This is a genomic window from Chryseobacterium sp. MYb7 (assembly GCF_002979455.1).
Lineage (GTDB): Bacteria > Bacteroidota > Bacteroidia > Flavobacteriales > Weeksellaceae > Chryseobacterium.
This window is the reverse complement of record NZ_PCOU01000018.1, coordinates 37,372-60,095: the sequence shown is the minus strand read 5'-3', so window position 1 is coordinate 60,095 and position 22,724 is coordinate 37,372. Positions and strand designations below refer to the sequence as shown.

The 22,724-nt window shown below is 34.7% G+C and carries 24 protein-coding genes and 1 riboswitch; of the genes, 7 read left to right on the top strand and 17 right to left on the bottom strand.

The annotated features are described in order from the left end of the window. Positions 1-39: 39 nt before the first annotated feature. On the bottom strand, positions 40-639 hold the full coding sequence (locus tag CQ046_RS14855) for a hypothetical protein (protein ID WP_123906631.1): 600 nt from the start codon (positions 637-639) through the stop codon (positions 40-42). A gap of 404 nt (positions 640-1,043) precedes the next feature. On the opposite strand from CQ046_RS14855, the gene CQ046_RS14850 reads away from it, so the two are divergent. Continuing rightward, positions 1,044-2,195, top strand: coding sequence for a site-specific integrase (locus CQ046_RS14850; protein WP_105703022.1), 1,152 nt, complete (start codon positions 1,044-1,046; stop codon positions 2,193-2,195). 251 nt (positions 2,196-2,446) lie between these two features. On the opposite strand, the gene CQ046_RS23635 is transcribed toward CQ046_RS14850, so the two are convergent. Beyond that, positions 2,447-2,593 carry a bacteriocin-like protein gene (locus CQ046_RS23635; RefSeq protein ID WP_165790531.1) on the bottom strand — a complete coding sequence of 49 codons (147 nt, stop codon included), beginning with the start codon at positions 2,591-2,593 and terminating at the stop codon, positions 2,447-2,449. Between the two features lie 27 nt (positions 2,594-2,620). Next, positions 2,621-2,764 carry a bacteriocin-like protein gene (locus CQ046_RS23630; protein WP_002980068.1) on the bottom strand — a complete coding sequence of 48 codons (144 nt, stop codon included), beginning with the start codon at positions 2,762-2,764 and terminating at the stop codon, positions 2,621-2,623. Positions 2,765-3,046: 282 nt separating this feature from the next. On the opposite strand from CQ046_RS23630, the gene CQ046_RS14845 reads away from it, so the two are divergent. The 3 genes from CQ046_RS14845 to CQ046_RS14835 all read left to right on the top strand — a co-directional run bounded on the left by CQ046_RS14845 (position 3,047) and on the right by CQ046_RS14835 (position 4,930). After that, positions 3,047-3,907 carry an alpha/beta fold hydrolase gene (locus CQ046_RS14845; protein WP_105703021.1) on the top strand — a complete coding sequence of 287 codons (861 nt, stop codon included), beginning with the start codon at positions 3,047-3,049 and terminating at the stop codon, positions 3,905-3,907. Between the two features lie 7 nt (positions 3,908-3,914). Beyond that, the gene (locus CQ046_RS14840; RefSeq protein ID WP_105703071.1) at positions 3,915-4,283 is read left to right on the top strand and encodes a VOC family protein; all 369 of its coding nucleotides are present in this window, start codon (positions 3,915-3,917) and stop codon (positions 4,281-4,283) included. A 104-nt stretch (positions 4,284-4,387) separates the two neighbouring features. Continuing rightward, positions 4,388-4,930, top strand: coding sequence for a hypothetical protein (locus tag CQ046_RS14835; RefSeq protein WP_105703020.1), 543 nt, complete (start codon positions 4,388-4,390; stop codon positions 4,928-4,930). A gap of 79 nt (positions 4,931-5,009) precedes the next feature. Here the strand turns inward: CQ046_RS14835 and CQ046_RS14830 are convergent, their stop codons facing one another. Continuing rightward, a complete protein-coding gene (locus CQ046_RS14830; protein ID WP_079241360.1) occupies positions 5,010-5,471 on the bottom strand; it encodes an Lrp/AsnC family transcriptional regulator in 462 nt (153 codons plus the stop codon). A 195-nt stretch (positions 5,472-5,666) separates the two neighbouring features. Further along, positions 5,667-5,853: riboswitch (cobalamin riboswitch) on the top strand. 174 nt (positions 5,854-6,027) lie between these two features. On the opposite strand from CQ046_RS14830, the gene metE reads away from it, so the two are divergent. Then, positions 6,028-8,331, top strand: a complete 2,304-nt coding sequence (gene metE, locus CQ046_RS14825; RefSeq protein WP_105703019.1) for a 5-methyltetrahydropteroyltriglutamate--homocysteine S-methyltransferase — start codon at positions 6,028-6,030, stop codon at positions 8,329-8,331. A 101-nt stretch (positions 8,332-8,432) separates the two neighbouring features. Here metE and CQ046_RS14820 read toward each other — a convergent pair whose 3' ends face one another. Next, positions 8,433-9,230, bottom strand: a complete 798-nt coding sequence (locus CQ046_RS14820; RefSeq protein WP_105703018.1) for a helix-turn-helix domain-containing protein — start codon at positions 9,228-9,230, stop codon at positions 8,433-8,435. A 124-nt stretch (positions 9,231-9,354) separates the two neighbouring features. After that, positions 9,355-10,770, bottom strand: a complete 1,416-nt coding sequence (locus CQ046_RS14815; protein ID WP_105703017.1) for an aldehyde dehydrogenase family protein — start codon at positions 10,768-10,770, stop codon at positions 9,355-9,357. Between the two features lie 488 nt (positions 10,771-11,258). Here CQ046_RS14815 and CQ046_RS23910 point away from each other — a divergent pair, with 488 nt between their 5' ends. After that, positions 11,259-11,561, top strand: a complete 303-nt coding sequence (locus CQ046_RS23910; RefSeq protein ID WP_228406965.1) for a DUF1062 domain-containing protein — start codon at positions 11,259-11,261, stop codon at positions 11,559-11,561. Between the two features lie 393 nt (positions 11,562-11,954). Here CQ046_RS23910 and CQ046_RS14805 read toward each other — a convergent pair whose 3' ends face one another. The 9 genes from CQ046_RS14805 to CQ046_RS14765 all read right to left on the bottom strand — a co-directional run bounded on the left by CQ046_RS14805 (position 11,955) and on the right by CQ046_RS14765 (position 19,156). After that, on the bottom strand, positions 11,955-13,193 hold the full coding sequence (locus CQ046_RS14805; RefSeq protein WP_105703016.1) for an RNA polymerase sigma factor: 1,239 nt from the start codon (positions 13,191-13,193) through the stop codon (positions 11,955-11,957). Between the two features lie 309 nt (positions 13,194-13,502). Beyond that, positions 13,503-13,904, bottom strand: a complete 402-nt coding sequence (locus tag CQ046_RS14800; RefSeq protein ID WP_105703015.1) for a DoxX family protein — start codon at positions 13,902-13,904, stop codon at positions 13,503-13,505. 13 nt (positions 13,905-13,917) lie between these two features. Then, positions 13,918-14,538, bottom strand: a complete 621-nt coding sequence (locus tag CQ046_RS14795) for a hypothetical protein (RefSeq protein ID WP_105703014.1) — start codon at positions 14,536-14,538, stop codon at positions 13,918-13,920. Between the two features lie 65 nt (positions 14,539-14,603). Further along, positions 14,604-15,200 carry a Crp/Fnr family transcriptional regulator gene (locus CQ046_RS14790; RefSeq protein WP_105703013.1) on the bottom strand — a complete coding sequence of 199 codons (597 nt, stop codon included), beginning with the start codon at positions 15,198-15,200 and terminating at the stop codon, positions 14,604-14,606. A 105-nt stretch (positions 15,201-15,305) separates the two neighbouring features. After that, positions 15,306-15,623: a hypothetical protein gene (locus tag CQ046_RS14785; RefSeq protein WP_105703070.1), complete on the bottom strand. Its 318-nt coding sequence runs from the start codon at positions 15,621-15,623 to the stop codon at positions 15,306-15,308. Between the two features lie 124 nt (positions 15,624-15,747). Then, positions 15,748-16,095: a hypothetical protein gene (locus tag CQ046_RS14780; RefSeq protein ID WP_105703012.1), complete on the bottom strand. Its 348-nt coding sequence runs from the start codon at positions 16,093-16,095 to the stop codon at positions 15,748-15,750. A gap of 177 nt (positions 16,096-16,272) precedes the next feature. Continuing rightward, positions 16,273-16,686, bottom strand: coding sequence for a hypothetical protein (locus tag CQ046_RS14775; RefSeq protein ID WP_105703011.1), 414 nt, complete (start codon positions 16,684-16,686; stop codon positions 16,273-16,275). 196 nt (positions 16,687-16,882) lie between these two features. Next, positions 16,883-18,085 carry an MFS transporter gene (locus tag CQ046_RS14770; protein WP_105703010.1) on the bottom strand — a complete coding sequence of 401 codons (1,203 nt, stop codon included), beginning with the start codon at positions 18,083-18,085 and terminating at the stop codon, positions 16,883-16,885. A gap of 114 nt (positions 18,086-18,199) precedes the next feature. Continuing rightward, on the bottom strand, positions 18,200-19,156 hold the full coding sequence (locus CQ046_RS14765; RefSeq protein ID WP_105703009.1) for a helix-turn-helix domain-containing protein: 957 nt from the start codon (positions 19,154-19,156) through the stop codon (positions 18,200-18,202). Between the two features lie 271 nt (positions 19,157-19,427). Between CQ046_RS14765 and CQ046_RS14760 the strand changes: the two genes are divergently transcribed. Continuing rightward, a complete protein-coding gene (locus tag CQ046_RS14760; RefSeq protein WP_105703008.1) occupies positions 19,428-20,273 on the top strand; it encodes a hypothetical protein in 846 nt (281 codons plus the stop codon). A gap of 150 nt (positions 20,274-20,423) precedes the next feature. Here the strand turns inward: CQ046_RS14760 and CQ046_RS14755 are convergent, their stop codons facing one another. After that, a complete protein-coding gene (locus tag CQ046_RS14755) occupies positions 20,424-21,035 on the bottom strand; it encodes a response regulator (protein ID WP_105703007.1) in 612 nt (203 codons plus the stop codon). 5 nt (positions 21,036-21,040) lie between these two features. After that, a complete protein-coding gene (locus CQ046_RS14750; RefSeq protein ID WP_105703006.1) occupies positions 21,041-22,015 on the bottom strand; it encodes a sensor histidine kinase in 975 nt (324 codons plus the stop codon). Between the last annotated feature and the right edge of the window lie 709 nt (positions 22,016-22,724).

The following is a 22,724-nucleotide window of genomic DNA, read 5'->3' as shown; positions in this document are numbered from 1 at the left end:
AATAGTATTGTTTAATTTGATATTCAATTGTCGGTAAGATCAGGATATCATTGGTGGAGGACGTGAGGAATAAGTAAAATTAAAATTGACCAATAACAGGCTTCTATTTTTTGTTTTTGTATTAAGTGGTTTCTCAAATAAAGCCCATTGGTAAATATTCCAAAGTTGTATTTTTATACCATTTTTATATTGTGTTTGAGGGAAATAAAGCTGCTGTATCGAATCATTCCAGAAAGAAAGGAAATTGATTTTTTCAAGCGGTTTAAAAAGAATTGTATTATAATGGACTAAATATTTAGTTAAGGTCTTTATTTTTAGAGGTTTTGGCGATATTTTATTAAGTCTTTTTAATTTCCCACCTACGGTCTTTTCTAAATCATCTTTATTTTCAACATGAACAATAATAGAATTAGAATTTTCTTCTAATCCCCAAATCTTCACATCGTCTGAGACAAAAATCAATCCTTTTTTATCAGCGGGTACTGTTTTTAAAGAAGAACCATTTTCTTTTAACAAGCTGTCTTGTTGTGAGAATATTAAAATAGGATTAATCAATAAAGAGATTATAAGCACTATACCTTTAGATTCTCTCCATAATGAAGAGATTTTATTGTTGAGATATAGGTATAATGTTTCCAAAAATTGCGTTTTTTTTCACATTAGTCAATATTAGACTAATGTGAAAAAATTAAATATCTGTAATAAAATAGGTTACTTGGAAAAGGATTGGAAAAAGCAAAAAACAGCAGTCTGAACTTGTGCATATTATGAGTAATGTCAATAAGATGAGCTCTTATTAAAATGTTATTTAAATCTTTATTTTACAATAAATTACATAAATTGTTTTTACAATTAAATTTAATTAGTACATTTGCAATGTTAGTCTAATATTGACTAATTATTTGTACTATTTTTGGCAGAAAAATAAATATCAATGTCTAATTTTGCCAGCTTAAAATTCTCTTTAAAAAAAAGTTCAGATCATATTTTCAGTAAAATCATCCTCATTATTCAAAAAAAAATCTGAAAGTCATCATAAAGAAATGATTTTTGAAACTCCATTTTTTATCTGCGAAGGAGACTGGGATTACGAAAGACAACGTCCAAAGAATATTTACTGCAAGAAATATAAAGAATTGAATTTTCTGCTTAATGAAATTAAAATTGAAATACAAAAACTTGTTCAGTATTATACCAGTCATCATAGAAATTTTCCCCAAAAAAAGTTCTCCTCCCATATTGAAAATATCAGTAAATCGAAAATTTATTCTTATGAAAAAGAGTCATTTCTTTATCTGGCATCTATTTATATTGAACAGAAAAAGAGTTCAATACAACTGTCGACTTACAGGAGGTACATTGTCTTTATAAGGCTTTTGCAGAATTTTGAAGGGTATCTGATGAAACGTCTAACTCTGCAAGATATGAATGCAGAATTAGTGAAAAAATTTCAGCATTTCGGGGTTTTGGAAAAATATACACAAAGCACTGTTGTAAGAACCCTCCATTTTGTGAAAACCATATTAAATTTTTCTGAAAGAAATGGATATCAGATTCCTATTAGAAATCTTGATATTCCTAAGATAACAACAAGAAAAAGATTATCTATACTTTCTGAACAGGAAATTGTAAAAATTAAAAAGGTTAAGCTTCCCCAGGAATTTGAAAATGCCCGAGACTGGCTGGTAATAAGCTGTTATACTGGGCAAAGAATATCAGATTTTATGAAATTCAATCTTGATCAGGTTTTAATGATCGATGGTAAAGCATGCATTTCTTTTATTCAGCAGAAAACAGGAAAAGAGATGCTTATACCGCTGCATCCTATTGTTCTTAAAATTATCAAAAAGAATGGGGGTGGTTTCCCCAAGCCTATTGATGTAACTCATTATAATTCATTTATTAAAAATATTGCTCGGGCAGCAGGTATTAACAATACTATTAATATCCGCAAGCGTAGTGGATACCGAAGTTATGAAACTATAACAGAAAAATGGGAAACGATGACCAGCCACATTGGACGAAGAAGTTTTGCCTCTAATTTCTACGGTAAAATTCCGACCCCTTTATTGATGCAGGCAACAGGACATAGTTCGGAGAAAATGTTTCTACATTATATCAATCCGCTCAATCATGAAAGAGTACTTTCACTGGGAAATTATTTTGAAAAAATCTATGAAGAAAGATTATTATGATTCAATAAATATAAAAACTTACTTTTAGATTTATTGAATCATAATGTTCTATTTATAGTAATTGGGAAAATGGGATTTCTCTTTAACATTGCACTCTGAAAAGTGATATTTTGCTAACTCCTGTTGTGCAAAGTCTCATGATTTTGAACTTTGTAAAATTATTTCCCTCTGAATATTGGGCTCGTATTTATAAATAAAGGCCATTGTATGTACAGCGGCCTTTATGTTTGTTGATAAGAAATTTCCTTCTTTTAACTTAAAATCTCACATGGAGCTACACAATATATCCATGGGCATCTTTTGATTCCCGGAGGTGGGCAGCATGCTTCAGAGCAGCTTACTGCTCCGCCATTAATACTCTTCAATTGGTCTCTTGAAATTTTTTTAAAATTTTTCATAGTCAAGTTATTGGGTTAAACATAAAATTACGGCTGATTTCCACCACCACATCCATCATAAGGCATACATTGCCATTTTCCTCCGATTAAACACAATTGACCACCTCTGCAGTCAATTCCACCCTTAATTGTTTTCAATTCCTGTCTTTCGATTTTCTTTAAATTTTTCATAATAATTTTTAAGTTTAGTTCTATTCGAAATTAATTAAATTTTATCAACTATTGTAGAATTATTGTTAAAATATTTATTTAAAAATAATTAATTGTTTGGTGTTTTGTGTTTATGATGTGTTATTGTGTAAAATAAATTTAAAGTGTCTTGTGAAGGCTCCCATTAGGAGAATTTATAATGAGTTGTTTCACTGAAATAAAATCTTGTCCTGTGGCAAGTCCGGTTTCATTGTAACCAGCTAATTTTGGTAAAAAGTTTAATCCACCAAATCTGATACTATTATGAAAACTTTATTCAAATTCTCTACGCTACTGGTTTTAATCATTATTATCACTGCATCCCAGGCATACGGACAAAAAGTAAAACCTTCTGAAAGTGGCTATGCACCTGTGAATGGCATCAAAGTTTACTACGAAGTTTACGGTATTGGAAAGCCCATTGTGTTGCTGCATGGTGCTTTCATGACTATTGATATGAATTGGGGCGAGTTGATTCCGGAACTGTCTAAAAACAGAAAAGTAATAGCTCTTGAATTACAGGGACACGGGCATTCCCCATTTTCGGAACGAAAACTATCACATGCTATTTTGGCCAGTGATGTTATAAAGGTAATGGACTATCTGAAAATTGATAAGGCAGATGTTGTGGGGTACAGCTTTGGAGGGGAAGTGGCTTATCAGCTGGCAATACAGAGTCCGGAAAGGCTGAACAAACTGGTGATTATTTCGTCAACTTATAAAACGAGTGGCTGGCTGCCTGAAGTCAATAAAGCATTTGAAGGAATGAAACCTGATCTCTTTACAAACAGTCCTCTGCATACTGCCTACAATGCTGTAGCACCCGATAAAACAAAATGGACAAAATTTCTGGAACAGATGATCGCTTCTGCCGGAAAGCCTTTCGACCTTGGAGATAATAATATTTCTAAAATACCGGCACCCGTTTTAATCATAGCCGGTGATAATGATGGATTGGATAAAACAGAACTTTCAAAGACCTATAAGTTATTAGGTGGTGATGTTTTTGCAGATATGGGGGCTATGCCCAAATCTCAATTGGCTATTGCTCCTGGGCAAACCCATGTGAGTCTTATGATGCAGACTACAATGATTCTTAATTACCTTAATGGTTTTTTAAAATAACTTGATGATGAATACAAAATTTGAAGCCGGAATTAATATCGCCATAAAAATTCCAAAAAGTAAATATGAAAAAACGATTGCTTTTTACAGAGATATTTTAAAATTGGAAGTTGAAGAAAAGCCTATAAAAAATCCTACTGTTTCCAGAACCCATGAAGTAAAATTCGGTCACAATATCATCTGGCTGGATTGTGTGGATAATTATACCCATTCCGAAACCTGGTTACAGCTTACTGTTCCTGATGTAGAAGCCACCACCCAATATTTACAGTCGAATGGAGTAGAAACCTGTGACGAAATTGAAGAACTTCCTGAAAATATGCATTGGATTACTGATCCAGCGGGTACAGTGTTTAATTTACAACAAAAGGAATAAAATTGGATATTTATCAGCTAGTCTATTTCGCGAAATTATATTGGGTGAATTGGGTAATTTTAATACCTTTAGCCATCAAATCATTACAATTTTAAAATATTCCCATGCAGACCAAACCTTTTACTTTTATTGTAACCGTTTTTTTGCTTGTATTAAGTGTAACAGCATCCTCGCAGAAAACAGCAGCTTTAAATTCATTACTAGACAAAAATTCAGAATTTGTATTTCCACAGACTGCCGATAAAATATCAAAAGCACTGAATGTAAAAACTGTTTTTTATGAGGACGCCAATGAGGAAAAATATGCAAAATGGCTCATGAATACTGGTTTGGAGCTATATTGTAGCCTGGGAAAAGATAATACTGTCAATGAGATGTTTTTCATTACTTCAGACAATAAACCTTTAGTGGTAGAAGGACTTCCTTTTGGACTTATCCTGAATAAAAGTACCTTACAGGATAGTAAAAATAAATTCAGTAAATACCATGCAAAAACACAAAAGCTAGGTGCTGATAGTGAATTTTCAGGAGGTTCAAAACTGGTTTTTAAGAAAGGAAAACATTATGCAACACTTTTTTTTGATAATAAGAATCTGTTGAAATCATTAGGTTTAACCACAGAACTTATTGATCCGGCCGCCAATTAATTATTGTAAAAGCCTCAAAATACTACAAAAATCCGTTATTAATTTGACGGATTTTTTTATTTAATAGAATGAGTTTGAACTATATTGTTAATCCATGGTTGTTTTTCACTTCAGCCATCACAAAAGTACTGTGGGTGCTTCCTATAGAATCCACAGATCCCAGCTTATTGAATACAAAATCCTGGTAATGTTTCATATCCCTTACCTGAACCTTCAGAAGGAAGTCAAAATCTCCGGAAATGTTATAGCATTCAGCCACTTCTTCAATTTCTAAAATCTCTTTTACAAAATCATACCCTACAGATCGGTCGTGAATTTTGAGCTTAATCTGGCAGAAAACAGTAAATCCCCGGTTCAGCTTTTCAGCATCAAGAACTGCTGCATATCTTTTAACAAATCCATCCTGTTCCAGCCTTTTTACCCTTTCAAAAACAGGTGAAGTAGAGAGGTTCACTTCCTTTGCCAATTCTTTAACAGTCAGTTTTGCATTTTTCTGGAGCAGCCTGAGCAGCTGTAAATCCTTATCATCGAGTTGTTCCACAGAATATTATTCTTTTAAATGATTAAAACAGTCAAATGTAAAGAATTATATGCTTTTAATTTGTGTTTTAAAAGTTTAATTTGCTTAATTATTTCTTTTTAATTGTATTTTTATTCTGTATTACTAATTTTACACAAAATTAAAAACTTTTACTGATGACCATTGTTAAAGGTAAAAGTACAGTTCTTTATAGATACTTCATCAAACAGGAAAGGTTTTACTTAAGGTAGATTAATAGGGAATCGTGTGAAAATCACGAGCTGTCGCGCAACTGTTAGTAACACATCAAAGGTTTCTGTCCTTGTATATCCACTGCCAAAAGCGGGAAGGATGACGGAAACTGTTACAAGTCAGGAGACCTGCCTTTACTGAATTGACAATGCTTTCGCGGTCTGAAGCTTTTGGGTCATACAGATGATATATCGGATTCAGGTATTTTCTCTTTAAGGGAAATGCATTGTTCGCTATGTCATTATTTCCTGAAATTTCTTCCGTTAAAACATACGAAGCATTTTAAAGGGCTTTTTCAATAAGTTTAATTAAAAAGTTTTAAAAAATGCAAACTCACATCCTTGGCTATCCGCGTATTGGTAGCAAAAGAGAACTCAAAAAAGCCTGCGAGCAGTATTGGTCAGGTAAAATCCTTCTGGAAGAACTTCTGAATACAGGAAGAACTATCTGTAACCAAAACTGGAATATCCAGAAAGAAGCCGGAATAGACCTTATTCCGTGTAATGATTTTTCATATTATGACCAGGTATTGGATATGAGCCTTGTGGTAGGAGCCATCCCAACCCGTTATCATGAAGTTGTATTTAAAAAGAACAATTCTGAACTGGATCTTTATTTTGCCATGGCAAGAGGGTATCAGAAAGATGGATTAGATATCACAGCGATGGAAATGACAAAATGGTTCGATACCAATTATCATTACATCGTTCCGGAATTTTACAAAAACCAACAGTTTAAACTAAGCTCAGACAAAATTTTCAATGAGTTTGCAGGTGCAAAACAAGCGGGAATCAATGCAAAACCTGTCATTATCGGATTGGTTTCTTATCTTTTATTAGGAAAAGAAAAAGAAGATGGGTTTGATAAGTTAGATCTTGCAGGAAATCTTCTTCCAGTATACACAGAGATTTTAACGAAGCTTCAGGATCAGGGTGCCGAATGGATTCAGTTTGATGAACCTTTTCTGGCATTGGATTTAACCGAAAAAGCAAAAGAAACCTATCTTTATGTATATGCTGAAATCAGAAAACGTTTCCCGAAACTGAAATTTATCGTTGCTACTTATTTTGATGGATTAAAGGATAATGCATCACTTGCTGTTTCACTTCCGGTGAACACACTACATATTGACTTGGTTAGAAATCCTGAACAGCTGGATGATATCCTGAATGTTATTCCTGAATGCTTAAGTCTTTCATTAGGGGTAATTGACGGCAGAAATATCTGGAAAAATGATTATGAGAAATCGCTGTCTTTCATCAGAAAAGCTGTTGAGAAATTAGGATCTGAAAGAATTTTCATCGCTCCATCATGTTCATTACTTCATTCACCGTGTGATCTGGATTTTGAAACCAGTCTTAATCCTGAAATTAAAAACTGGCTGGCTTTTGCCAAACAAAAAATAGCAGAAGTGGTGACCCTTAAAGAACTGGCAGCAGGAACGGAAAATGAACAGGTTCTTGAAGCATTCGAAGAAAATAAAAATGCTATTGAAAGCAGAAGAACTTCTTCTCTTATCCATAATGATCAAGTGAAACAAAGAGCAAATGCTGTTACTGAAAAGGATGCTCAGCGAATAAACACGTTCAAAATCCGAAAAGAAGAACAGCAGGAAGTATTGCAGCTTCCTTTATTCCCAACCACAACCATTGGATCATTCCCGCAGACAATAGAAGTGAGAAGCTGGAGAGCCCAATTCAAAAAAGGAGAGCTTACCGCAGAACAATATGATACTTTACTGAAAGAAGAAACTCAGAGAACAATCCGCTGGCAGGAAGACATCGGAATTGATGTATTGGTTCACGGGGAATTTGAGCGTAATGACATGGTAGAATACTTCGGAGAACAGCTGGAAGGATTTGTATTCACCAAAAACGGATGGGTACAAAGCTACGGAAGCCGTTGTGTGAAACCTCCTGTAATCTTTGGTGATGTTTCCCGCCCGACTCCTATGACAGTTTACTGGTCTCAATATGCACAATCCCAGACTGAAAAATGGGTAAAAGGAATGCTTACAGGTCCGGTTACGATTTTGCAATGGTCTTTTGTACGTGATGATCAGCCTCGTTCCGAAACGTGTAAGCAAATTGCTTTGGCGATCCGTGATGAAGTTGTGGATCTGGAAAAAGCTGGGATCAGGATTATTCAGATTGACGAACCTGCTATCAGAGAAGGACTTCCGTTAAGAAAAACAGACTGGCAGAATTATCTGAAATGGGCTGTGGAAGCCTTTAGAATTTCAGCAAGTGGAGTAGAAGATGCTACCCAAATCCATACCCACATGTGCTATTCGGAATTCAATGATATTATTGAAAATATCGCCGATATGGATGCAGACGTGATTACCATAGAATGCTCACGTTCTCAGATGGAATTGCTGAATGCTTTTGCAGATTTCAAATATCCAAATGAAATTGGTCCCGGAGTATATGACATTCACTCACCAAGAGTTCCGTCAAAAGAAGAAATGATCGAATTGTTGAGAAAGGCTCAGAATGTAATTCCTGCGAACCAGCTTTGGGTAAACCCAGACTGCGGACTGAAAACAAGACACTGGGACGAAACCGAAAAAGCTTTAATAGCAATGGTAGCAGCTGCTAAAGAAGCATCTGTAGAATATGCACTTTAAAAAAAATTAGAAATAATTAGATACAATCACTTGGATCGTGCCATGATATTCATGGCACGATTTATTGTAATATTCCTTGAAAACATTTATAAAATACTGAACTATTTGGTCTGCAATGTGCTTGGAGGATAACCAAACTGTTTTTTAAAGGCAAAAGAGAAATGAGACAAGTTTTCAAATCCCAGATCCAGGTAAATATCAGAAACAGACCTGCCTTTTTGGGTAAGCAGAAAATGAGCTTCTTTTAATCTTCTAAGTTGCAGCCATTGTCTTGGAGGTATCCCGAATATCTTCTGAAAATCTCTTTTGAATGCAGACAAGCTCCTTCCTGTTAAGTAAGCAAAACGTTCTACATTCACATTGAAATGAAAGTTCTTATTCATAAAAGCTTCAATATCTATCTTATACGGCTCAGAAAAATCAAATAAAATATCCTTAAGCCCCGGATCATACTTTAGTAGCAAAAGCAATGCTTCTTTCTGTTTGAGGCGCAGGATTTCTTCAGAAGCCGAAAGATCTTCATAGGCTAATAATGAATACATAAAAGATTGTAATGTCTTTTGATCCGGTTTTATATAAGCGGGAACATGTTCTTTTTTTTCTGCCTGATATCCATACTCCCGACTGAAATTGTGAAGCATAGTATCATCAAAATAAATGGATATCGTTCTGATCTCTCCATTTTTAGGAGGGTATTTTGCAAATTTCAATAAACTGTTTTTCCTTGCGGAATAAAGCTCACCTTCCTTGAAAATTGTTTTTGTAATACCATCATTCAGCTCCATTTCTCCGGAAAGAACCAGCCCGAGACTATGAATCTGCGCAAATTGTTCTCCTTCTCTGAATTCTGAAAAGTGACAGGAATAATTGATAGGAAAAGGAATTTTACTTTCGCTCATATCTCACATGGGTATTTTTTAGTCGATTCTTTTTCAAACTTACAAAACTTTTTTATGATCATCTCTTCATCAGATATTTAAATTCCCCAAAGTCCAATATTCATAGACTTTGAGGAATATAATATTATACAAGGATGGCTTTGGGTTCCAGATAGGCTTCCAACCCAAATACTCCAAACTCACGTCCGATACCACTTTGTTTAAAACCTCCGAAAGGAGCGTAAGGATCATGAGCAAACCCATTAATACAGATCCTTCCGGCATCAATCTGTGCAGCTACACGTTCTGCATGCGCTTGATCAGCAGAGCTGATATAAGCAGCAAGTCCATACGTAGTATCATTAGCAATAGAAATGGCTTCTTCTTCATTGTTATATGGAATGATGGATAGTACAGGCCCAAAAATTTCCTCCTGAGCGATACGCATATCATTTCGAACATTGGTAAATATGGTAGCTTTTACGAAATTACCGTTTTCTAGACCTTCCGGCTTTCCTTCACCACCTGCAAGCAGAGCGGCTCCCTCTTCCTGACCAAGGCGGATGTAGCTTTGTACTCTTTCAAACTGTTTGGCACTTACCATTGGGCCCACAAGAGTGTCTTCATCGTTAGGATTTCCTACTTTTACCTGTTCGGCAGCTTTTTTAGCCAGTTCATTCACTTCATTCAGTCTGTTTTGGGGAACAAGAAGTCGGGTAGGGGCAATACATGCCTGCCCGTTGTTCATGTAAGCTCCGAAAACAGCCATTGGGATAGCTTTCTCAAGATTGGCATCTTCAAGGATAATATTAGGAGACTTTCCTCCAAGTTCTAAGGTTACTCTTTTCATCGTATCTACAGCTCCTTTTGCAATCGCTTTTCCTGTTATTGTAGATCCGGTGAAAGATATTTTTGCAATGTCCGGATGCTGTGTAATTTCATTTCCTACCACATTTCCTAATCCGTTGACAATATTGAACACTCCTTCAGGTAAGCCTGCTTCATGGAAACATTCTGTAAGCAGCTGGGTTTGTACGGCACTCATTTCACTTGGTTTGATAACAGCTGTACATCCTGCAGCAATAGCAGAGGCAAGCTTATTACAGATAAAACTGTTGCTGGCGTTCCATGGAGTAATAATTCCTACTACGCCTAAAGATTCAAAACGTACTTTGGAATGTCCTACAGTTCTTTCGAAGTCATAAGATTCTAAGGTGTTGATGGTAGCTGTAAAAGAAGAAATGGCATTCTGAACACTCATTCTGCAGAATTGCAATGTTCCTCCATATTCATTTACCATGGCAGAAACCAGCTTATCTTCTCTTTTGCTTACTGCTTCGTGTAATTTTTTAAGAAGGCTGATTCTTTCTTCTTTTGTTGTTTTTGAAAATGTTTTAAAAGCTTTCTTTGCAGCTGCAATGGCCATTTGGGTATCTTCTTCATTTCCCAACACTACTTCTCCGGTTTTCTCATTGGTAGTTGGGTTTATAAGTTCAAAAGTTTCTGTTCCTCTTGGCGTAACAAATTCGCCGTTGATGTAAATTTTATTAATCTGTATCATTTTGATGATTTTAATACCACAAAGTTCGGCAGAAATGAAAAGAGAAGGTTTGTTGTATAGTTCAATTTTTGTTTGTTGTATGGTTCATTTTTTAGATTGTGAATTTTTACTTTTTTTGAATTTAAATGTAGAAATGCTCTGTTATTCAATAAAATTGACTACTTTTATCATAACCAAGTAAATAACTCGTTTTGAGAACAACTCTTAAACTTATTTTGGCTTAGTATCAGTCTCCATAACCACAGGCTGATCGTTCTTTCGTTTGGGTAACTCTGCCCGAACAGGTTTTCATTTCATCATATTATTATCGTATTACCTACAAAGGTGGCTTTATCCCGGCTGTTTTGGCTTTGATAACTGCTGAATATACAGCAACTGTGACTTAAGAAATAATCTATAAGCTCTAATCCGTATGTATATAATCTCCTTGTAATGTGTGAATAATATGGAAAAAATCCAACAAAGAATAATAAGCACCATTATAAGTTATGAGTACCCAACATAGCTGGGAGGTAAAAGTGAAAAATACTCCCTTACTCAAAAAGAAATGCAGTCAATGTAACAGCGAAAGATTTCAATGCAGCGATAAATTCAGACTGAATGCTCAGAAAAAGAATATTGATATATGGTTGATTTACCGATGTATAAAATGCAACAACACTTATAACATGACGGTATTTTCAAGAATCAGAACAGAATCGATCAGTAAAGAAATGTTCAATAAATTATCAGAAAATAATAAGGAGATTGCCTGGGAATACGCCTTTTCGCAGGAGTTAATAAAAAAATAATGTAGAAGCGGACTGGGAAAGTGTAGGATGTGAAATTTTATACCCCAATTTTTCTGTAGAAGATCTTATCAATATAAGTGATGAGATAATTTCGTTTCAGATACATTGTCCTTTTGATTTTAATAGGAGGGTTTCAACAGTAATCCGAACATGTTTAGGTCTTTCATCCTCTAAATTGAATCAACTGCTGGATACAGATGCCGTTTATTTTAATGAAAAACCATTACAAAAGAAATATAAAATTAAAAACGGTGATATTGTTAAAGTCAACAGGCAAGAGCTTGTCAACCTTTATTTTATTGGGAAAGAGGAAATATTTCTCAATACAGTAGGTGACCAATAACTTAAAAGAAAACCTTCTGGTCATTGATCGGGAGGTTTTTTATTAACATCTTACTTTGATTGTTTTAAAAGATGAATTTGTTTCTGCAAAGTCTGTTTTTCCCATTTTGATTTAGTCAGACGGATCGCTTCTTCATAATGATGAATAGCCTTATCAATATTAAGTTCCGAATATAAATACCCCAGCAATCCATGATAATATTCACTAGTGATGAGATTGAGCTTTTCTGCCTCAATAAGTGCTTTCTCATTTCCATAGACTTTGGAAAAAGCAAAAGCCCTGTTTAAAGCGGTAACAGGAGAATATTCAATAATAATAAGCTGATTATACAGGTTTACAATATGCTGCCATTTATCTTTACCAGCCGGAGAGGTATGCCAATAAGCAATTCCTGCTTCCAGATGGTACTTTGAAACGGAGATGCTGTTGTTCTGGCAGGCTTCTATCAGGTAATAATTACCCTTTTCAATCAAGGCTTTATCCCATAAATCTTCATCCTGTTCATCAAAAAGAATAGCTTCACCTTCATCGTTGGTTCTTGCCTCCAGTCTTGAACTTTGAAAACACATCAAAGCGAGCAAAGCATTGGTTTTAGGAGTATTGGTAAATTGATTGTCTGTAAGGACCAGGGTGAGTCTGATGGCTTCCAGACAAAGATCTTTGCGGATTAAAAGATTATTTGTTCTGGAAAAATAGCCTTCATTAAAGAGTAAATATAAAGTAGTCAGTACACTTTCCAAACGCTTGTGAATATCCTGTTCACCTAAAGAATCTATTTTAAAATGGTATGCTCTGAGAGTGTCCCGACCTCGTTGCAATCGTTTTTTTATAGTTTCTGTTTTGGAAAGAAAAGCATTGGCAATTTCTTCTACACTGAAACCACAGAGAATTTGCAGAGCCAGACCTATTTGGGTTTCCTGGGAATTGATCGGATTGCAGATAGCAAAAATCATTTCCAATTGGCTGTCAGATATGTTTTTGGTGTCGAAATCTATTACCTGAAGCTCTTTTTCAGTTGTCGTTACTTCTACTAATTTGTTTTTTTCAATAATAGAAAGATGTTTAAAATAGTCTTTCGTTTTATTCTTTGCAACGGTGTAAAGCCAGGCTGCCGGGTTGTCAGGAATTCCGTTCACTGTCCAATATTCTGAAGCTTTCAGAAAAGTTTCGCTGGCAATATCTTCTGCAATTTCGATATGTTTTATATCAAAAGTTTTGCAAAGTACCGCAACAATTTTGCTATACTCAGTTCTGAATAAATGCGGGGTTATTTCACTTGGATTTGCCATGGCTCATAAAAAGGCTGTCTCAAATTTCGTTGTTAATATTACAGATTACTGATCTCTCTGACTTCTATACTCCCTCACAATAAAAGAATAGGGCATTCATTGTATTCAATTTTTGATTCACCTTAATGACGACTGATTTTTTGTGACAAGGACATTTTTAAAAGAAAAGTATTTGAATAATTAAGTTTAATGTAAAAATACATAATGAACACGAAGGTGAAGGAACTTTTTTAATGACAATAAAAAAAATAAATCAGAATCCTGAGATCCTGATTTATCAATTAGTGAATAGAAAATTTCTGAGATATTTTAATCCCATTTATTTTGAGTAGAAACTGCATATTTTCCGGCACCAGCAAAGAAAAAGCTTAAACTTACAAGCATATAAATTACGAGCAGCTCCAAAGCCCAGCCTCCAAATTCATTAAGTTTGAAAATATTGGCTGTTTGGGCAAGAATAGTAGCAGTGAAGCAATTGGCAGAAAAAATCAATCCTGCCATGCGTGCCCGGAATCCTATGATCAGCATCACAGGAGCTATAATTTCTCCGGCAAATACACCATATGCAAAGAATGACGGTAATCCGTGCATGGTCATCATATCTTTAATAAAACCAACTCCGTGAACCAATTTACTGATCCCATAAACCAACATTGGAACCCCGATCGCTATTCTTGTGATAAGTATTCCTAAATCAATGTTCTTTTTCATTTCTTATAATTATTTAAAAGTTATATTTTACAAATGCCCCGATATTTTCCAGGGTCTTTTTTCCATTGTTAAACTGATCGAAGTTGGAAGCCAGTCCATACATCATTTTGTCCTGTTTTACACCCAGTCTGATAAACTGAAGACCTCTGGGATATCCGCTGTCATCAAGGTTTCCAATAGCAAGTACACTGAAATATCCTTTAAAGTTTTCTGTCAGATAGGGGGTGTATTCAAACGATATAGACTGTTCCAGCGAAAATCCTTTCTGATAAGTAGTTCCTATAGAGTAGGAAAGCGAATAGGAAGACTGGGTGATCTTATATTGGAGATAAGCGCTGAAAAATGCTCCCGGGTTTTTCATCCCCAAGGCAGCATTGGCACTCAATCTTTTGGTGAAATGATAAGCGAGGGTATTTCTGATGAAGAAGATATTCTCCTTGTCTTTGGTGTATTCTGTATCAAATAGGGTAAGATTGTTCAATTTCAATCGATCATTCAGCTGATAATTGATATTGTGCATGTAAGTATAAGAGCGGTTTCCTAAAACAAGATCCGGAGTATAGGAAAGTTTCTGTGCATTCAGACTCAGCGAAGCTGATGCAACAGCTGTTATGGCGATAATTTTTGCCTTCATATTTCACTCATTAAATTTCTGTGAGCAAAATTATTCGGGCTGGAGGGGAATAAACTTAAGAAATCTTAAGAAACGTCAGACAGATGTTTTTTTCTCAGATAACTCAGGTATTCTACAGTTATTCCAAGGTAGGATGCAATCATATATTGAGGAAAACGCTGTTCGATATTGCGGTAAGTAGTGACAAATGTGCGGTATTTGGTGTAGGCATCTACGCGTGAATGTTCAAAAGTTCTTTCCTGTAACGTAACATAGGCTGACTGCATTTTGAGGCGCCAGAATTCGGAAATCGCCGGAACTTCTTTGTATAATAATTCCAGGTTGCTTTTACTGATTTGTATGATTGTGGTATCTTCATTCGCCTGAATAAACATTCTTGAAGGCAGCTCACTCAGGTAGCTGTAAAGATCATTCACCCACCAGTTTTCAATACCTAGCTGAGTGGTGTTTTCTTTTCCTTTTTCATCAATATGATAAGCACATAAACTTCCCTTTGCAATGAAACGCATATGTCTGGAAACCTGTCCCTCACGAAGCAGATATTCCTTCTTTTTAAGGAATATGATTTCTAATTTTGACGTGATACAGGAGATGTCTTTATCTTCTAAAGAAACGATTTCTTTAAAGTGTTCTATGAGTTGTAAAAATATCGTATCTGTCATGAGAATTTGCGCTTATAGCATACAGATACAAATTTAAGCAAATATTAAAAAATTTCTTTAATAAAGTAATATGAACATTCATTGAAAGGACGATTGATAGGGAGTTTATTTGCTCTGCCCGATATCCAGTCTGTCAAATTTCCCTTCAGCATTCTTGTGAAATTTAAAAAATACTGGAAAATTTCCCCATTTTCCGGCTTTAAATTCGCCATAGATATCTTTTCCATCATTTTCTACACGGTCTATACTGAGAAATTTCTCATTACCCAAAGCATTGGAAAAGAAAGATTTAAAATCAACAGAATTGCCATCGTCTGTCATTGCAGGGTTTTCTGTAAAGAAGCTATACCAGCTTTTGTCACCATTCTGTAGTGCTTCTATAGCTTGTTTTACTACCGGGTCTGTAATTTTTGATATATCCATTGTGTGCTGTTTTTTTGAAGATTGGGTTGTATGATTTTGATTCTCGTTATGGGTATTTTGCCAGCAGGCTGTACAGGAGAAAGATAGTATTAATGAAATTATCCAGTTATAATTTCTCATTAATTTAGCCTTTAAGAGGGTGCTGCAGATAAATAATGAGCAGATTCAGACAAAGAAAAGGAAGTTCTATCATAGCACCTTTCAAATCTTTATTGAAAAGCTGCAGACAAATAATCATTAAGATACCTGCTGCCATTAGAAAATTGCCCCAGACAAATGTTTTAGGAAATAAAATCATTAAAGAAGCCAGAATGGTAACTGCTCCGTTAATCATAAGTGCTGTTTTGTCAAAGCTCCATTTTCCGAACATTTCTGCCATTTCAGGTTTACCTGAAATCATGGCAATTCTTTGTTTGAAACCCATGAAGACCGCAAATAAGATGAGAGCGGAGTTAATAATCTTGATAATCATTGCCGTGTTTTTTGTATTGCTGATACAAATATCAATGAAATTAATGATTTATCTATGGTGAATTTTTCGGGAAACTAGATAGATTTTTTCTTCACCTCATTTTGTTTGTGTTTCAAAAATAAGAAGACCACAATTTAGCCCGTAAATTGTGGTCTTCCTCAACTAAGAACTATTTAACTACGATTCTGTTTTCAAATACCCATAATGTAGTGCAGTTTCTTTTCCGAATAAGCTTGAGAAAATATTCTGAAACTCATGGATATACCTGCATTTTATGGCGTTCCCGTATATTTTTAGCCCTTCCAGAATCTTTCTGGAGCTGAGGTCTATATCGTATTTTATAAAGGATTCAGGCCTTTCATACCGAATGCTCTGATCCGAACTGTACGTTCTTGAAAATCCCAGTTTTTCAAGCCATTCTTCCGTTATTTTAATAGGTTTGATGGAGGCTGCCGGAACGGAAATACTTTGAATATCATTTTCAATTTTAACAAAATAATCCTGCTCGACATTGTGAAAGATCTCAGTGATTGTGAAAATTTGGTTTTTGTACTCCACTAAGTTCTTGATTTTTAAATCTGCTACGTTCATAATATTTTGAGTTTTAGTTGATGATATGGTCTCAGATAAACAGCAAATAGTATGCCCGGCATTGCTTTATTAAGCCTTGCTTTAGTGAAGATTAGGTTAAATTTTTATTATAAAAAATTAATAATATGTTAAAATAGTACACCTATAGGCAAATTATTGAATGTGCCGAAAAAATAAATGTGGTATGTATGTGGTACTAGCTTTTTGTGGTTGCTTTTGGATTCACATTCACCGTAGTCAAAATAAGTGCTATGATAACGAAAATGATAAGAATGGCGATGAAAACATTCCAGGAGTAAGCATGAAGCAAATATCCCGTACCACTTCCTAATATGCTTGAACCAAAATAATAAAACAGCCAGTAAATAGAAGTGGCTGAAGATTTTCCTCTTTTGGCATATAATGCCGTCATCTGGCTTGCCATCGTATGGGCTGCAAAAAATGATAATGTAAAAAGTCCAAGCCCGAAAATAAGAATATAGACATTTTCAGATAGCAATAAAGCGGCTCCGGTAATCATAGACAGGATAGATGCTTTAAGAATGTTATTCATGGGAAACCTTCTGGAAAGACGGCCTACGATCATGGTTCCAAATACCCCAAAAATATACATCAGAAAGATAAAAGCAATGATAAAATGGCTTAAAGAAAAAGGCTCTGCTTCTAATCTGAATGTCAGGTAATTGTAAACACTTACAAAAACACCCATCAGTAAGGCAGCTGTACAGTATAAGCGGAGCATATAAGGATTGGTAAGGAAAAACTTCATTTGTTTTACCTTAAGATGATAGTCTGTTTTCTGTGGGTTGAAAAACCTGGATTCCGGAAAGAGTTTCCAGAATATAACTCCGAGAATAAAACTCTCTACTCCGATAAGAAGAACAGCGTTTCGCCATCCGAATTCCCCCGCAAACAAAGTGGCCATTATTCTTCCACTCATTCCCCCGATTGTATTACCGCTAAGATACATACTAATGGCTGCTGGAACTGCCAGGGCATTTACTTCTTCTGTAAGATAAGCAAGAGCAACTGCTGAAACACCGGAAACCACAAAACCTTTCAGTACTCCAACAGCAATCAGAAGGCATAAGCTTGGGATCCAGGTGGAAATAATGGTGAGTAACGCAGACGAAATCAGTGAAAAAACCATTAAATTCTTCCTCGAATAGCTATCAGCTTTAAAAGCAAAAAATAATAACCCTAATGCCATTCCTATCGTGGATGAGGATACCAATAGGGAAGTATCACCTACAGATACCCCAAACTGTTCTGCAGCCATCGGCAGCATCGGCTGGAAAAGATAAAGCTGTGCAAAAACCGAAAGTCCTGAAAAGAAAATACAAAGTTTTATATATCGGAAACGTGAGCTTCCCTGAATGGCTTTTTCAGATGAATTCATGATTTTTTGCAATTAAGATGCAGTGGTTTGACAGAAAATTAAGTCTTACAAATTTCCTGATTATTTTCCGAATGTAAAAATTATTATCTCAATGATATTTATTGGTGAAACAAATCAGTGGAGCTGCAGGCTGCTGATATATTCGGAAGGCGTAATATTTTCCATCTGCTTGAATACCCTGTTGAAGGTAGACTGGTTAGAGAAACCTGCTTCTGTATAAATATACATAAGGGTTACCTTTTCAATATCATTTTCACTAAGAAGTCTTTTTACACATTCTATTCTGTGCATATTCAGATAATTGTTGAAGTTGGGATATCCTTTAGTACGGATTGATTTTGAAATATAACTGCTGTTAATATTCATTTCTGTGGAAAGCTTCGAAATATTGAAATTAACATCTTTATACAGCTGTTTTTCCCTCATGACAAGTTCTATTTTCTCAAATAACTCATCTGCAAATGGAGCCTTTTCTGTTACATTGGCTGGCTGTATTGCTATGTTTTGGTTCTTTTCTTCGATTTCATGGTAAATTTCAACTCTTTTTATTTTATCCTTAAAATAGAGCAGGAGTGCTATTACAGCTACATTGGACATCATAAGAATGGTGTCCGTAATTCTTACATCTTCAGGTCTGTGTTTTGGGAAATTAAAGCTGAATGTTTTAGAAATAAGATACCCCGCAATAATATTCACCAATACAAATAGGCTGTAAATAAAGACATACTTTCTCTGAAAGAAGACATATGCGGCTAGTGGAATTGGAATAAGCCATACAAAACTTGCTATAGAATTATCCCAGAAAGCAAGCATAATGTAAAAATTATAAAGGGTTGCAATAACAATATAAGAATGCACCATTACATCTACCGAGTACGTCTTATGTACAATCATGTAAGTGTATAATAGTAAAAAAAGCCCCCCGAAAAGATACCAGGCCATAATTTTATCCGGAATGATAAAAATAAATATCAAACCAAATATGGCAAGAATAACAGACATCAGAATGTTGTAATAATATACCAGCTGTCTTTTGTACTGTTCAATTTTTATATCTTTTTCAATTGTCATTTGTGGTAATAGATAATTTTAAATCTTTTAAATACATTTTTCTGCAATCAAATATTGGAAAATGATTGCGTTAATGATCTGTGTATTAATAATTTGTGTTTTATTGAGCCGTTTCCGGTTTTTCATTGATTATTCATGAATTTGATTTGTCAATGCGGATAACTTTGCACCAGCTAGCTCAATAAAAGTTGACTGATGATATCTCAGTTGATCCCACATGATTTATTCAATTCTTAAATAGTCAAATAATTTTTAATACAAATATACTAAAATGAAGAAAATAAAATTAACTCTTGCCAGCATAATGATGTGTTTTTCAGTAGCTGCATTTTCCCAAGTAGGTATTAATACAGATTCTCCCAAAGTAACATTACATGTAGAAGGAAAACCAGATGTGGCTACTGTGCCTGATGGTGTCATAGCTCCAAGAATAACAGGGGATCAGTTGAAAGCTAAAGATGATGTTTATTTAGCTGCACAGACCGGAGCACTGGTCTATGTAACACAGGCTGTGACTGCACCTTCTGTAAAAACGGCGAAAGTAGATAAAGCCGGGTACTATATGTTCAATGGAACCACATGGAAATTTGCCTTTGGGGGTAAAGACGATGATATTACCATTGGAGATCTGATTTACTATCATGGAAGCATTCCTGCAGGTACTTCCGGAGCTAATGTTTTAGCAAGCACCTATCTTACTGATCTTCCTGTTTTGGGAGGTTTTTTAAGACTTGACGCACAATTTAACAGCAGTTCAGCAGGTACAGGAGCAGCTACCACTTTTAATCCAAGGCTTTACAATGCAGGAACTTCAGATGTGAAAATCTGGGTGTCGGAAATGTCAACCCATACTGGGGATTCTGATAATGGAAATATTAAATTATCACCAGGAGCCTATAGACAGTTTGATGACGGTGTTTATCTTACCCAAACGAATAATGAAACGGTAACATTTGATATTACCATACAGGAACCGGAGCCAAGATGGTACAGAGTGTATTATGCATTCCGTGTAGATAATAAATCCACAACAGGAAGCAGTGATGCTACTACCACAGATTCCAATACTGCTGATAACACAAGAGAACTGTTTCTTTCTGTACAGAGATTATATTAAAAGTGGCTTTTTATAAAGCCATATGAGAATTCTAAAAATACAATGACAATATAAAAAAAATCTACGGGCTCAATAGGTTAGCTGTTTAAAACCTAATGAGATTTGTGTTTTTTCCGGGGTCGGAATTAAATTATTCCGACCCCATTTTTTTTAATGCATCATTTCATATACTTTGATTAATTCTGCAATATTGGCAACGTTAAGCTTTTGAAAAATTCTTTTCTTATAAGTGCTTACCGTAGACATTTGAATATTAAGTCTGTTGGCAATTTCCAGGTTTCCGTTTCCATCAGCAAGGAGTTTGAAAATTTCATACTCACGGGAAGATAGCTTTTCTACAGGATTGTCTCTTTTGTTTTGGATAATAAGGCCAATCAGCTCGGCAGGGTAGAAATACCCCTTTTCAATCACAGTTTTTACAGCATTCTTAATTTCTTCCTCACTGCTTTGTTTGTTCAGATAACCTTCTGCACCTTCTCTGATGTATTGAATGGCAACATCCTTATCATAACCTGAGAATATGAGAATTTTAAGTTCATTCTGTATATCTTTTAATTCCGGTATCATTTTTTTATACTGTGTCCCGGGCATATCGATATCTAAAATAAGAAGATCATAACGTGAAAAGCCGATCTTATTTTTTACTTGGTCGTAGTTTTCTGCAAAATCTATTTTCAGCTCCGGATAAGCAGTTTCAAGAACCAATGATGTGCCTGCCCTTACTACATAGTGATCATCGGCAATTAAAATTCTTTCATTCATACAAATTAGTTTTTATTGAGTGTTATTTCTACCACAGTTCCTTGAGGTTCATTTTGCCTGAACCTGATTTCAGCATTGATCTTTTTTACCAGATGGATAACCATATGAAGACCAAGTCCTTTTCCTTTGAAACTAGGGGTTTCCAGCTTAGGATTTCTGAACAGGCTCATATAACTTGCAATCTGTTCTGTTGACATTCCGATTCCTGTATCGGCAATAATTATTGTAGATTTTTGTTGGCTTTCTGTAATGTTTAGGGTGATATTTCCTTCAAAAGTATTTTTCACAGCATTATCAAGGATATTGTGAATAATGGCGGTTAAAATACTTTCATTTACTTTAGAATATACTTTATGATCAGTAAGATTCGTGATGACTGTTCCTTTTTCCTTAGCAATTTCACAAAATAATCTGTTCTTTATTTCCAGGATTCTGTTGATAGGATATTCTTTCTCTTCAAAAATATTTTCGGCTTTGTAAAGCTCTGTGTATTCCTTTAAATTCAGGGTAAACTGATAAAGCTGCTCCGAAGATTTATAAATGCTGTCAAAATATTTCTTCTGCAGTTCTACGTCATCAGACTCATGAATTTTTTGGGAAAGCATTGCAATAAATCTGATTGGTGTTGTAATATCATGACTGATAGTTTCTACCAGCTTTTTCTGATATTCTGTTTCCTTTTGCAGGTTGCTTTTTACCAGTTCCAGATGGAGATAAGTTTCTTTTAGTTCAGAATTCTTATTGTGAACAATTTGTTTTAATGTTTTATTCTTTATCCTTAAAAAATTAGTGGTTAGCTGGAAAATAATGATAATAATAATCAGAATAATGATGGCAGCAGACACTCTGAACAAGATAGTCTGATGAAAAGGCGGCTCTATTGGTGAAACTCCATTGTCTATATTGTGCCACGGGGAAATGTGGCGCTGTGCGGAAACAGTTAAAGATATACAAGCAAAAATAAATGCCCAAACTCTCATAGATGTGCAAAACTTATCTATACCTGCTGCTAATGCAATAGGCGGTTAATATTAGTATTTGTACAAGTCGAAGTTTTTTTAATGATCGGGAACGATTGAAAATAAATTTTTATCATTGATGTTTTCTGGTCTATTGTGTTTTATATTTTTTGATTGTGTAAAAATAGTGAAATTATGGAGATAAATCAGTATCTTATAATCTGTTTTCTATAAGTTTTATCATGTTTTGCGGTTGGTGTGGTACTTGCCATTTTCTGAAATATTTTCAGTATTTCAATAATAAGTGATAAATTTGTTTTGAAATATCTTGTTTGAATCCCAATGCTGTACAGAATTTTCGATTTTTTTTCGATTTTTATAAATGATAAATATTGATGTTTTTGTAATTTTTTAACTGTTTTTTGATTACAGGTTTAATTTATATATATTCATTCTTGTAGTAAAAGTTTGACAAAAAACAGAGGTTAATTCTACAGAATGTCTTTGTCATCACTGATGAATATTCATATTTTTGCAAAAATATTCTCAGAACAACTAAGGGAACTTTGTTTCTAAATAATGATTCTAAGAACACAAACGGTTTTATCTCACAAAGCAAAGGGTCTCTTGAAGGAGATCTTTTGATGTTTCTATTCCTTTTCATTCCATTAAAAAATACAAATTTATTATAGAAGTATTACTAGAATATGCTGATTTCTAGTTGAATGGC